The 13,058-nt window shown below is 44.0% G+C and carries 9 protein-coding genes; 6 read left to right on the plus strand and 3 right to left on the minus strand.

The genetic code is table 11. The features are described 5' to 3' along the window. Positions 1-62: 62 nt before the first annotated feature. Positions 63-572 carry a flavodoxin gene (locus WJM94_RS11785; RefSeq protein ID WP_444494404.1) on the minus strand — a complete coding sequence of 170 codons (510 nt, stop codon included), beginning with the start codon at positions 570-572 and terminating at the stop codon, positions 63-65. A gap of 239 nt (positions 573-811) precedes the next feature. On the opposite strand from WJM94_RS11785, the gene WJM94_RS11790 reads away from it, so the two are divergent. From WJM94_RS11790 to glgC, 4 genes are all read left to right on the plus strand, one after another. Next, entirely contained in the window at positions 812-1,285 is a 474-nt protein-coding gene (locus WJM94_RS11790; protein WP_444494405.1) for a CreA family protein, read from the plus strand. Positions 1,286-1,413: 128 nt separating this feature from the next. Then, entirely contained in the window at positions 1,414-2,718 is a 1,305-nt protein-coding gene (locus WJM94_RS11795) for an inosine/guanosine kinase (protein WP_444494406.1), read from the plus strand. Between the two features lie 237 nt (positions 2,719-2,955). Next, the gene (locus WJM94_RS11800) at positions 2,956-4,704 is read left to right on the plus strand and encodes a formate--tetrahydrofolate ligase (RefSeq protein WP_444494407.1); all 1,749 of its coding nucleotides are present in this window, start codon (positions 2,956-2,958) and stop codon (positions 4,702-4,704) included. Between the two features lie 363 nt (positions 4,705-5,067). Then, positions 5,068-6,282 carry a glucose-1-phosphate adenylyltransferase gene (glgC, locus tag WJM94_RS11805; RefSeq protein ID WP_444494408.1) on the plus strand — a complete coding sequence of 405 codons (1,215 nt, stop codon included), beginning with the start codon at positions 5,068-5,070 and terminating at the stop codon, positions 6,280-6,282. A gap of 78 nt (positions 6,283-6,360) precedes the next feature. Here the strand turns inward: glgC and WJM94_RS11810 are convergent, their stop codons facing one another. After that, the gene (locus WJM94_RS11810; protein ID WP_444494409.1) at positions 6,361-9,528 is read right to left on the minus strand and encodes a chitinase C-terminal domain-containing protein; all 3,168 of its coding nucleotides are present in this window, start codon (positions 9,526-9,528) and stop codon (positions 6,361-6,363) included. 277 nt (positions 9,529-9,805) lie between these two features. Beyond that, positions 9,806-10,687, minus strand: coding sequence for an AraC family transcriptional regulator (locus tag WJM94_RS11815; RefSeq protein ID WP_444494410.1), 882 nt, complete (start codon positions 10,685-10,687; stop codon positions 9,806-9,808). Between the two features lie 205 nt (positions 10,688-10,892). Between WJM94_RS11815 and WJM94_RS11820 the strand changes: the two genes are divergently transcribed. Further along, positions 10,893-12,041 carry an iron-containing alcohol dehydrogenase gene (locus tag WJM94_RS11820; RefSeq protein ID WP_444494411.1) on the plus strand — a complete coding sequence of 383 codons (1,149 nt, stop codon included), beginning with the start codon at positions 10,893-10,895 and terminating at the stop codon, positions 12,039-12,041. 289 nt (positions 12,042-12,330) lie between these two features. Next, a complete protein-coding gene (locus WJM94_RS11825) occupies positions 12,331-12,990 on the plus strand; it encodes a lysoplasmalogenase (protein WP_444494412.1) in 660 nt (219 codons plus the stop codon). Positions 12,991-13,058 lie beyond the last annotated feature (68 nt).

Below are 13,058 nucleotides of genomic sequence, written 5' to 3' on the forward strand. Positions count from 1 at the left end.
TCGGTAGGCAACGAAACTACCGCACCAATCGCGTCCCACTCAAAGAGTGAGACGAGCTTGAGTTAACATTCGCAGACAACGGTTTCACACAGTTTTTGTTCACCGTCTAATCGTTTCGCAAGATCAGAGATAAATTGACTTTTTTCCAGTGAATCTGACACAGCGACATCAGAAATCAATGTGTTACCGCCAAATTGACTGACGATAGCAGCTCCAACCGGAGTTCCTTCTAGGAATCCAACATACAGTTCAAAATCTGGCGTCAAAATGATTTGAGTAAGATACTCGACAATCATGTCTTTGTCGTACTGAGCATCCCAGCGCTGTGATTGCAGAATAGAAAACATGATGGTGAGTCGGTGAAAGTCAACGAGGAAAATATCTTCAGCTTTGCACTCCGAATCGCCCATTAACAAAGTGTGTTTTTCAACAACTTGGTATGTCTGCTTTTCTAACGACTGAAAGTAGATCTCTCGCCCTTTCAAACTTTCAGGAGTGGGAAACTCAACTTCGACCAGGTCATGCAGCCACACATTCTTGCGCTCTATGCTGACTAACTGTTGTTCATTCATTTAAATACCTTAATATCACAGGCTAGAAAACTCTAGCGAGTCAAAAACGAAAGCTAGCTGACCCACCCCAATGTGTCTCTTTAATTGGGAAACGCTAAAGAAGCCATTCGTTTGAGGCGGTACCTTAGCATGAAGCCTATAACAAACCTAGCTAAAGTCCTGAGGTAGCGCCAAATTTTGTTTTACATGCGAACGTCTGATAGATTGAGTCATAAACTTTTCTAGTTAAGGACCGAATAATGAAAAAACGCTTACTTGCTTTAAGTTTACTTACCCTGCTCGCAGGATGTGGCAGTGACGAAGTTGGAGATGTATCGCTTGGTATGTTCACTTTGAAAGACATCAAGTTGAATACGCTTGTCGACCCGGAAGTACCAGGAGTGACTTGTCACGTTGCCAGCATTGAAGCTGATTTTAGTCTGGCCGATCCAAGTGACAGCTCAATCTCATGTCGTCAAACTGGTGAAATCACCTCCGAAATGATCGCTAAAATCGATAAAAGCAAGTCTGGTGAAGTCGTCTTTAAGAAGTCCAAAAGTGTCTTCTTTAAATCGATGAAAATCCGTCGAATTTATGATCCGGAAAATCAAACCTTGATGTACCTTTCGTACTCAACCAAAGAGACCTCTGGTAGCTTTAAGCATAGTTTATCAACAGTACCACTATGGGGCACAAAAGCTTACGTTCAGCCAACCGAAGCAAAAAACAATTAATCTCGAATAAATGATCCTACCTAGCCCACCAAATGTGTCGGTGGGCAAATTTTCTTTGCAACAAATACCATTTAATTTCATTTTTTTGTGATACAATCCCGCTTCTTTTTTCTCACTCAAGAACAAGCATGAAGTTTCCTGGTCAGCGTAAATCTAAACACTACTTCCCAACTCACGCTCGAGATCCATTAGTTAACCAAATTCGTCAATCTCCAAAGCTATATCGCCCAACCATCATTGGTGTCGGTCAAACCATCGTAGATATCGAAGCTCGAGTAGATGACGCGTTTTTAGAAAAATACAACTTAAGTAAAGGACACTCTCTCGTTCTAGAAGAGAACAAAGCAGATGCACTGTATGAAGAGCTAGTTGAACAAGGCCTGATTACTCACCAATACCCAGGTGACACCATAGGGAACACGCTACACAACTACTCTGTGCTAGCAGATAGCAAATCAGTTCTGCTTGGCGTAATGTCCAAGAATATTCAGGTGGGTTCATTCGCATACCGTTACCTTTGCCGTACATCTTCTCGAATGAACCTGAACCATCTGCAAACTGTAGATGGTCCAATTGGTCGTTGTTATACCCTTATTACACAAGATGGTGAACGTACCTTCGCAATCAATGAAGGTCACATGAACCAACTTCTACCTGAAAGTATTCCTGAAGAAATATTCAGCAAAGCTTCAGCTCTCGTGGTTTCTTCGTACCTAATGCGTGGAAAAGAAGAAGATCCAATGCCAAAGGCTGTTCAGAGAGCGATTGATTTTGCTAAGAAGCACGATGTTCCTGTCGTACTTACACTAGGTACTAAATACGTGATCGAAGGAAATGCTGAGTGGTGGCAGGAGTATATTCGTGAGAACGTTTCTGTTGTTGCCATGAATGAAGAGGAAGGCGCTGCACTTACAGGACTATCTGATCCACTTGCAGCCGCAGATAAAGCGCTCGATTGGGTTGATCTTGTACTGTGCACCGCAGGTCCAAATGGCCTTTACATGGCTGGTTACACGGATGAAAAGGTAAAGAGAGAAACCACTCACGACATGCTAGAAGGTTCGATTGAGGACTTTAACAAGTTCGAGTTCAGTCGCGCAATGCGCAAAGATGACTGCGAACACGCAATAAAAGTGTATTCGCATATCGGTCCATACCTTGGTGGTCCGCTGGAAATTAAGAATACAAACGGTGCCGGCGATGCTGCGCTCTCTGCCCTTCTTCATGACATGGCAGCAAACTCTTTCCATCATAAAGAAGTGCCAAATTCAGAGAAACATCAAGTCCGTTGTTTGACTTACTCATCACTATCACAAATTTGTAAATACTCGAATCGAGTGAGCTATGAGGTATTAACTCAGCATTCACCTCGCTTGTCACGCGCACTACCAGAACGCGAAGACAGTTTAGAAGAGACCTACTGGGATCGCTAAATTCTGAGTCTTAGAATAAAAAAGATACTTAGGTCACCGTTTGGTGGCCTTTTTGTTTTGATCTAGCGCATTGTTTGGTTGATTTTGCTATTATGTAGCACAATAAGACGCATTAAATTCTTTACACTCATTTCCTTACCAGTATTATTCTCGCGCAAACGTTTGCGCAAAACATCGTAAGTTTTTCAGATAGGTTGAAGTTAAACACCACATGTTAGCCACTTTTTGGGAGTATCCATGCAGTCTGATATTGAAATTTGCCGAAACACACCTTTATCATCCATTAAGACTATCGCATCCAATGCGGGTCTAGAGCCTCATGAATATGACACACACGGCAAACACAAAGCCAAAGTGCACCCCAATTGTCTCAATCGCTTAAAAGATAATGAAGATGGTAAATTAGTACTGGTTACTGCTATCACTCCCACTCCACTTGGCGAAGGAAAAACCGTGACCACTATTGGTCTTGCTCAAGGGCTGGCAAAACTGAATGAATCTGTAATTGCTTGTATCAGGCAGCCATCTATGGGACCAGTGTTTGGTATCAAAGGCGGTGCCGCAGGTGGTGGCTACTCTCAAGTCGCACCAATGGACGAACTAAACTTACATTTGACAGGTGACATACACGCCGTTACCGCAGCACATAACCTCGCTTCAGCAGCGCTTGATGCACGTCTTTACCACGAGCAACGAGAAGGCTATGACGCATTTGAAGCACGTACAGGCCTAAATTCGCTAAAAATAGACGTTAACAGCATTACGTGGAAACGCGTGATGGATCATAACGACCGTGCTTTGCGAATGGTCAAAATCGGTTTAAATGAACCGGGTAAAAGCATCAATGGTAATGAGCGAGATGAAGGTTTCGACATTTCTGCCGCTTCCGAGTTAATGGCGATTATCGCCCTAGCTAAGGATTTAAAAGACTTACGAACACGTATAGGTAAAATAGTTGTTGCTTATGACCTGGATGGGAATCCAGTAACGACGGAAGATCTTCAAGTTGCAGGAGCAATGGCAGTAACCTTAAAAGAAGCGATTGCGCCAACACTTATGCAAACTCTGGAAGGTGTCCCAACACTTATTCACGCAGGCCCTTTCGCCAACATCGCCCATGGCAACTCCTCTATCATCGCTGATGAAATCGCATTAAAGTTATCTAGTTACACTGTAACTGAAGCTGGTTTTGGTTCTGATATGGGGTTCGAAAAAGCATGTAACATAAAAGCGGCGGCGGCGAACCATGCTCCTGACTGCGTGGTTATTGTTGCAACGCTTCGTGGACTAAAAGCAAACTCGGGACATTATGATCTTCGTCCGGGTACGCCTATCCCTGATTCCCTATTTAATCCAGATGAGTCTGCGTTAAAAGCTGGATTCGAAAACCTGAAATGGCACATTAACAACGTACACAAATATGGTATCCCTGCGGTTGTTGCTATTAATAAGTTTCCACAAGACTGTGAAGAAGAACTTTTAGCGTTAAAAGGGTTAATTCATTCTTTTAACCCTGATGTCAAAGTTGCGGTCAGCAACGCGTTCGCAAAAGGTGGCGAAGGAACATTAGAACTTTCTCAATTTGTAGTCGACGCATGTGACACCCCACCGAATTTCCGTCCGCTCTACGATAAAGGACAATCACTTAAAGAAAAGTTAATGTCTGTTTGCGAAGTCGGTTATGGCGCGTCTAATGTTGTTCTAAATGAGTTAGCCTCATCGCAGCTTAAACGATTCGAAAGTCTTGGGTTTAATGACTTAGCGGTATGTATAGCGAAAACACCACTTTCTATTACTACCGATTCAGGGATAAAAGGCGCCCCACGCGGTTTTACTGTACCGATTCGTGAATTACGCTTATGTGCTGGCGCGGGATTTGTCTATGCACTGACTGGTAGTGTAATGACGATGCCGGGTCTGCCTGATAAGCCTGCATTTATGAACCTAGACTTAGACGACGATGGCAACATTATCGGTCTTTCTTAGGACAGTAACTTCACTTTGAATTGATTAAAGCATTAATGATAAAGGGAGCAATGTGCTCTCTTTATCTTATTGTTTCTTGGCTACTTTACATTGTAAATCGCAATCACTTTATTTGACCTTAAATAGCACACCAATATGGTGCGCACCACAATAACCCTTCCCTAATGCAGTGCATCCACTACCCATTCTTAAATTAATCTCATTGATTTCTAAAAAATAATTCTATGGCGCGATTCTTGTACTAAAGTTTGCAGTAGAACATCAACACACAAGCACATGCCATTCAAAATATCTCTTGCTGTAACCAACTCTCCCCGGTTAAGCACTATTTTGGGTCATGTAAAATAAGGGAAAGGGAACACTATGCAAGACGCACTCGCTGTTATTTTAGCTGGAGGTATGGGCTCCAGACTTAGTCCACTTACTGATGACCGAGCCAAACCTGCTGTACCATTCGGCGGCAAATATCGCATCATCGATTTCACGTTAACTAACTGTCTGAACTCCGGTTTACGTAAAATCTTAGTCCTCACACAATACAAATCGCATTCGCTACAAAAACACCTTCGTGATGGTTGGTCTATCTTCAATCCCGAGCTTGGTGAATACATCACAGCCGTTCCTCCGCAAATGCGCAAAGGTGGTGCATGGTATGAAGGTACCGCAGACGCCATTTATCACAACTTATGGCTGTTGTCCCGAAATGATGCAAAGTACGTAGTCGTATTGTCCGGCGACCATATCTACAGAATGGATTACGCGGCGATGCTTGAAGAACATAAAGAAAAAGGCGCAAAACTCACCGTAGCATGTATGGATGTCCCTGTAGAAGAAGCGACAGCGTTTGGTGTTATGGGCATAGCAGAAAACGGACTAGTTAAATCCTTTATAGAAAAACCAAAAACACCGCCTACTCTGCCTGATGATCCTTCTAAGAGCCTTGCGTCAATGGGCATCTACATTTTTGATATGGATGTCCTTAAAGCGGCTTTACGCGAAGATGCAGAGCAAGAAGGTTCTAGCCACGACTTTGGTAAAGACATTATCCCAAAATTAATCGATACCGAGTCGGTTTACGCTTATAAGTTCTGTGGAAGTAAAGGTCGTGTTGATAAAGACTGCTACTGGCGTGATGTAGGCACGATAGACTCTTTCTATGAAGCAAATATGGATTTGCTCGAACCTGTACCACCGATGAACTTATACCAAGAAAACTGGGCGATTCGCACTTACGAACCCCAATTTCCACCAGCCAGAACGGTTTCTTCGGCAACCGGAAATGAAGGTATCTTTATTAACTCCATTATTGCGAATGGCGTGATCAACTCCGGCGGTTCTGTTCACCACTCAATTATCTTCTGCAACGTGCGAATCCATGACAGCGCGACGGTGGCGGACAGTATTCTTTTTGATGATGTGGAAGTTGGTGAAGGATGTCAGTTGGTGAACTGTATCATCGATAAACATGTTCGTATTCCTCCGAATACTCAAATCGGCATCAATAAAGCTGAAGACGCGAAACGCTTCCATATTTCGGAAAAAGGCATTGTCGTTATTCCTGAAAGTTACGAATTCTAAACGTTCTCAATAAGCACCCAATTAAAAAGCGCACGACAATCATCGTGCGCTTTTACATTGAGCTGGTACGGCTAAAACTTAGATGTTACATACCGTAGACCAACTTCCATCACTACCCGGCACTGAAGAAGTCCACCAATTAGCTTGATAAACCACGCCATTGTAAATGACCTTATCGCCTTGATTAGCGTGGCTTGGATTACCAGCCCAGTCAGTTTGAGGAAGATCAGGGTACGTTACCAATCCAGCGGTATTACAAGAGCCTGGTTCTGTCGTGCCACCATCGCCGCCAGTACCTGAGTTTAGGTCACCGATTGGTAGTTCTGGTTGCTCAAACTTAAAGGCAAACTCTTTGCCACCAGAGATTACCGAATAGTTTGCTGGACCAGAGATAGGTAGATAGTAAACCATATCCAGTTCGTAGGTTCCGCCAGCAGGAAGCTCTTTCCAGGCTGGTAGAGAGAAGGATACTCGGTGCATTACACCATCCAAACCACCAATGTTGTTTGCACGAGTATGACCAGATGCTATCACTTTTAAACCACCGCCAGACTGATCTTTCGCGTTATCCGGTGCAGAGACTGGAATGTCAAACTGGAATTCCGTGCCACCAGGGATCGCTTGACCAGTGTTGTTGGTAAACGTAATTTTTGGGTTAATTGGGTAGTTTTGGTCTCCAATCTTAAATCCGCCAACACTCACAGCGATATCGACAGCTTCTGTCGGCGTTGCACCCGTCGCCACTTTACTGCCGTAAGGTGTAGCAGATGTAAACTTGTCGTAAATCGCTTTAGTCATGGTATTACCCATGTGGTATTCACCATTACCAGTAGCACACGCCTGTTCAGTTGTATCAACAGTTGTACGGATGCCATTTGCATCAAGGACGTAACAGTTGTAGTCACCTGCCAGTTCCCAGAACATAATGCCGCCAATTTCTTTATCGATAACGTAGTCCGCTTTAACTTCGATAGAGGCTTTGTCTTCTGTAGACAGGAACACACTCTTGTCTGCGTTCCACAACCAAGATGCAACCGCAACTGAATCGTAATGACGCATGTATGTACCCACTAGTTGGTCACTAGGATCATTCGCAGGATCCAGACCGTAAGCATCAGCGTAAGAGCCCCAGATACCTTTTTCTAAGTTCTTCGCGTGCCACATTGGGTTTGACCCTGCACCCATTTCGTTTCCAGCAGGATCTAGGTCATGCCACATGTTGTCGATGCCCATTGCACCGTCGCCACAGTTGTTGCTCTCGCCCTCACCAGTACCTGCTGCACATTCAGCCTGATTAGGTAGCGGAGCTCGGCCCCATAAGCCGTTATCACCACCAGTCACACCTTGCCAACCACGAGTGTAGTAAGGGACACCAATGTTGATACGACCGGCTGGCATAGAACCTCGGAAGTAATGGTAAGCCCAATCCGTATTTAGGTAACCAATACCACCGTAAGCAGCCGTACCATACACGTTCCACTGAGCAAGCTCAGAATCTTTGCCTGTGTCAAACAATGCTGCGTTATGTCCAACGTGATCGTTCCAGGCACCATGCAAGTCGTAAGACATGATGTTTACATAGTCCAGGTACTTAGTTACGTCGAACGTTTCCATACCACGCAATAGGTAACCTGACGATGGAGCGGCGATGGTCAACATGTAGTGAACGCCATCTTGTGCCGAAGCCGTATCTAACTTCTCACGCAGTACTTTCATCAACTCTTGGTAAGACGCCCATAGGTAAGCTCGGCGAGGCTCCATGAATTCTTTATCGTAAGGGTTGCCTGCACCAGCCATTGAGGTTGGGTATTCGTAGTCGATATCCAGACCATCGAATTTGTACTTACGCATCATTTCAACCGCAGACGCCGCAAACTTCTCAATACCAGCATGGTTAACAGAGCCATCTGCATTGGTCGTCATCGTGTAAAAACCACCATCAGCCACGCGATCACCAGTTGCACCAAAATGACCGCCTGTTTCAGCCCATCCACCGATCGAGATGAGGGTTTTAACATCGTGTTTTTGCTTGTAAGTTGCCAGTGCACCAAAGTGACCCTGGAAGCCTAATGTTGGATCAACTTCTACACCTGGCCACGTCTTGCCAGTTGCAGGGTTATTTGGATCGTTCACATCACCAACGTTAACCTTTCCGTCGGAGCCAATACTCACGAAGGCGTAGTTAATGTGTGTTAACTGCTCCCAAGGAATGTCTTTCACCAGATAAGTTGCTTGTGGATCATCACCACTACGCCAGCTTGTGAAGTAACCAATCACACGACGAGGGTGGTCTGCCCCCATCTTCTCACGGCCTTCTTCGTCATAAATCGTACAGTAAGGCACATCTAAACCAGAAGTTTGATGTAAACCGTCTGGGCGACAGTTAGATGCTACTGCGCCGCCATTCACAGTCAGAGTAACAAGTGCTGATTCCGAAGTTGCACCAGCATCATCCGTCGCTTTCGCGTAGACAGCCAAAGAGCCCGCTTTTGAAGGAGTAAATTCCAAAGTGTATGGCGCGCTTGTTACTGTACCCGCTAATGCACCTGCAACGTAGAAATCGACTTTAGCCACTGTGCCATCAACATCTGCAGCATTCGCTATAAGCGTTACAGAACCGCCTAACTCAATTGATGTCGCTGACAGAGCCACACCGACAGTTGGCGATTCGTTTCCTGGTTGAGAAGCGCCCACAGTGAGCGTTACACTACTTGCTGTACTTACCGCATCAACATTGTCATACGCTACCGTTGAAAATTCATGCAGCCCTTCTGTCGCAGTCCAGGACGCAGAGAAAGGTGCTGAAGTCGCCTGACCAACGATGACCCCATCAACAAGGAATTCTACGTTACTAATGGTGCCGTCTGAGTCAGATGCATCAGCGGTTAAAGTAACCACCTCTCCCGCGGTAACTGTGTCTGATGCCGCAGGTGAAGTTAACACAACGGTTGGAGCTTCATTTTGTGGCGGGTCTACAGGACCAGTGCCATCACACGCGCCGAGACTTTCCCACTCACCCCATTGGCCAGATTGAGCTGGATTGTTATTTTGAGTCCAGTAACGCGCTTTGTATGCATTACCTTCATACTGAACCTGGTCACCACCGGTATAGACTTTTGATGATTCCCAAACCGCTAAAGAGGCACAATCAACAGCCGCATAACTATTGAATGCCATAAGACAAGACGCAGTTAACGTGCTTAGTGTGAAGACACTTTTTACTGCTTTGCCGTTTTTAAGGTGCATAATCGCTTTTCCTTAAGTTATTGTTAAAACAATAATAAACGCGGTTATTTCAACGCGTTTACACTTTTATTTCGACGTAAAATAACTTAAGTACAAGTTGAAAATTTCACACTATCAACTTACGTGTTTTCGCTGCCACCTCTCAATAATTCATTACAATATTGCAACATAACACCTTACATTTGGCACTAATGGCTAATTTCGTGGAGCAAATAAATAAGTGCGTCGCAAATTAATAAAAAAGGGAAAAAAAGTAACCATTTTTGAGTAAAGATCACTAAGCCTTTGTAGAACGAGGGGTTTCATTAAAATGACGCTTGTACTCGCGACTGAACTGCGATGGGCTACTGTAACCAACAAGGCGTGCAGCGTCGTTCACTCGTCGTCCTTCCAATTGAATTAGCTCACGCGCTTTATTTAGCCGTACCTTTTTAATGTACTGCAGAGGGGATTCAAGCGTCACGCTACGAAAGGCATGATGGAATGCAGAAACGCTCATGTTCGCATCTTCGGCCAACATCTGTACGTTCAGTTGTTCATGGTATTCCTGATGGACTCGCATTAGCGCTTTAGCGACTCTTGCGTATGATCCTTCTTGGTGAGCCAGTTCAAATAATACGTACCCTTCTTTGCTCACTAAGGTTCGGTATACAATCTCCTCAAGCAGTAAATCACCTAATATTGCCACGTCCAGGTCATTACAAAGCGCACTCATCAGTCTTTTGCACACATCAAGCATATTTTCGTTCATGCTCACCGATTTAAGTCCACACAGAGATGAGTCTGGGCATGTGTTACTAAACTGTTGAGCTTCTAGCTTTTTAACTAATTTGTGCAATAAAGTTGGCGAGATATCGATTGATATACCCAACAAAGGCTCGTTATTAGAAGCGAAAGCCTCGCACTCCAGTGGCATTGGTACACCAACAACAAGATAATCATCAGGTCCGTATTTCACTGGGTTGGAACCAATGTGGATATTTTTATGCCCTTGACCCAGCACGATGATTCCTGACTGATAAACAAAGGGTTGTCGGTTGTTTCCCTTGCTACTGCGATAAAACCATACCCCTTCAATCGCGGTTTCTTTAATACCTTCCAAATCATGTAAAGAATGCTTCTCGACATAGTGCTGCATGATTTCTGCAAGTGAACTCATTTTGCTACTCCTTAAATGGCCATAACTTCGGCTTATCAGGTGAATTTACATACTATACTTTCGTTTCCATTAGACTTTCCAGAGCACAATGTTAATTTTTGTAGAAATAGGCAAGTTATTTACAGAAACAGGCATTCTACAACAAGTTAACTAATACTAATATGCATGTATTCAATATCCTCATTAAAGAAACAAGAGGTCTGTAATGAACTTTTCTTATGTCAATCCAACCAAAATTTACTTTGGTCAAAATCAAATCGCTTCAATCAAAGATGCCATTCCCGCTGACCAAAAAGTCCTGGTAATTTACGGTGGTGGTTCTATTAAGAAGAACGGTGTCTATACTCAAATCACTGATGCCCTACAAGGTCATGATTGGTCAGAATTCTCTGGTGTAGAACCAAACCCAACCAAAGAAACGCTGGATAAAGCAGTAAAAATTGTAAAAAATCAAAATGTCGGCTTTATACTTGCTGTTGGGGGCGGTTCGGTAATTGATGGTTCGAAATACGTAGCAGCAGCGTCTAAATACGACGGTGACGGTTGGGATATCCTGATTGGTAAACACACGGTAGAAGAAGCTACACCATTAGCTGCGATTTTGACGCTTCCAGCAACTGGTTCAGAGTCCAATATGGGTGCAGTTATCACTAAAGCAGAAACTCAGGACAAACTTGCTTTCATGGCGCCTGCAGTTCAACCAAAATTCGCGGTTCTTGATCCTGATGTGATGAAAACATTGCCAGAACGCCAGTTGATCAATGGCATCGTTGATGCTTGGGTTCACGTTTGTGAGCAGTACTTGACGCTACCAACTGGTGCAATGGTACAAGATGGCTATGCAGAAACCTTGCTAAAAACGCTGAAAACGCTTGGCGAACAATTTGATGAACGTGATGACAACAAGTGGCGTGCAAATCTAATGTGGTCGGCTAACCAGGCATTGAACGGCCTTATTGGTAGCGGTGTACCTCACGACTGGGCGACGCACATGATAGGCCATGAATTGACGGCGATTTGGGGTGTTGACCATGCACGTTCACTTGCAATCATTCAACCATCTCTACTACGTAATCAAATGCAATTTAAGCGCGCTAAGCTAGAGCAAATGGGGAGAAATGTTTTTGCACTTGAAGCTGGAGATGATCTCGCAGAACGTACAGTTCAAGCAATTGAAGCCTTCTACCGCCAGCTAGACGTTGCGACGAAACTTGAAAATTACGGCGATGACCGTGAACAAGCAATCAATACCGTGATCGAACAGTTAGACAAACACGGCATGACCGTCCTTGGTGAAAACCAAGCGATCGATCTAGATTGCAGCCGTAAAATCCTTGAGCTTGCTATCGAATAAACACGATAATAAGTCAGCTAAGTAATATAAACGGCATTGTGCATTAAGAATCACAATGCCGTTTTTTTTATGCTACTCTTTAAGCACATATGAGCCTTGGTGAATCATTTGTCAGTACGAAAATGGATTCCAAGGGAGCTCAACAAATACTAAAAATAATTAGATTTAAAGTGGCAGCTTAGCGTAAATAAAAATATAACGGAGACGAGTGTACAACCCTTATCAAAGGTTAGTCTTTCTCTGCGCGATAGCACCATGCTGCTTAGTTTGTCTATTCAGAGAATGATCTATGTGGCTAGTCGTTGCTGTCTTGGCAGCATTACATGTTGTTAGCATTCGAAATGGCCCCAAGTGGCTGTTTTACTTATCGAAACCTTTACCTGTTCTTTTGATGATAGGGATACTGTTCTCGTCAGAAGCAACCCATTTGCCCTATGCTCAATGGATATTATTTGGACTTTGTCTCTCGCTAATCGGTGACATATTACTTATGTTACCCAGAGATAAGTTCCTATTAGGCTTAATTGCCTTTTGTCTGGCTCACCTATCCTATTGTTTCAGTTTTGCGCTTATTTCGGCTTGGCACCTAACCCCTTGGTTACCTGTCGCGGTGTTTGGTTTAGGTGGTTGCATTTACTGGTTATTCAGTCCTAGTCTCGGAAACGAAAAACTCCCCGTCGCAATCTATATATTAGTGTTGATGGCCATGTGCTGGACGGCTTTAGAATATTATTTGAGTGGCCAAACACAGTCCTCGTCCTTTGCCGTACTGGGATGTTTGATCTTTATTATTTCCGGTACGGTGTTAGGCTTTGGACGTTTTGACGAACAGTCTTTGTTTTCACGTCAAGTGGTGATGGTGACATACTACTCTGCACAAACACTCATTACTTTGTCAGTAATTGCTATTGTCATTCGCACGCCTTATTTCACCGTGATCAACTCTTAGTTTTATTTAAGACAGCAGCCAACGTAAGCAAGTAGGCTTGCAAATGATTTTATTCATAGCGACTCCCC

It is taken from the genome of Vibrio sp. YIC-376 (assembly GCF_052353105.1).
Classification (GTDB): Bacteria; Pseudomonadota; Gammaproteobacteria; order Enterobacterales; family Vibrionaceae; genus Vibrio.

Coding starts and splice junctions, on each gene's coding strand:
- WJM94_RS11785 (WP_444494404.1), bottom strand. CDS start 572: ATGAATGAACAACAGTTAGTCAGCATAGAGCGCAAGAATGTGTGGCTG.
- WJM94_RS11790 (WP_444494405.1), top strand. CDS start 812: ATGAAAAAACGCTTACTTGCTTTAAGTTTACTTACCCTGCTCGCAGGA.
- WJM94_RS11795 (WP_444494406.1), top strand. CDS start 1,414: ATGAAGTTTCCTGGTCAGCGTAAATCTAAACACTACTTCCCAACTCAC.
- WJM94_RS11800 (WP_444494407.1), top strand. CDS start 2,956: ATGCAGTCTGATATTGAAATTTGCCGAAACACACCTTTATCATCCATT.
- glgC (WP_444494408.1), top strand. CDS start 5,068: ATGCAAGACGCACTCGCTGTTATTTTAGCTGGAGGTATGGGCTCCAGA.
- WJM94_RS11810 (WP_444494409.1), bottom strand. CDS start 9,528: ATGCACCTTAAAAACGGCAAAGCAGTAAAAAGTGTCTTCACACTAAGC.
- WJM94_RS11815 (WP_444494410.1), bottom strand. CDS start 10,687: ATGAGTTCACTTGCAGAAATCATGCAGCACTATGTCGAGAAGCATTCT.
- WJM94_RS11820 (WP_444494411.1), top strand. CDS start 10,893: ATGAACTTTTCTTATGTCAATCCAACCAAAATTTACTTTGGTCAAAAT.
- WJM94_RS11825 (WP_444494412.1), top strand. CDS start 12,331: ATGTGGCTAGTCGTTGCTGTCTTGGCAGCATTACATGTTGTTAGCATT.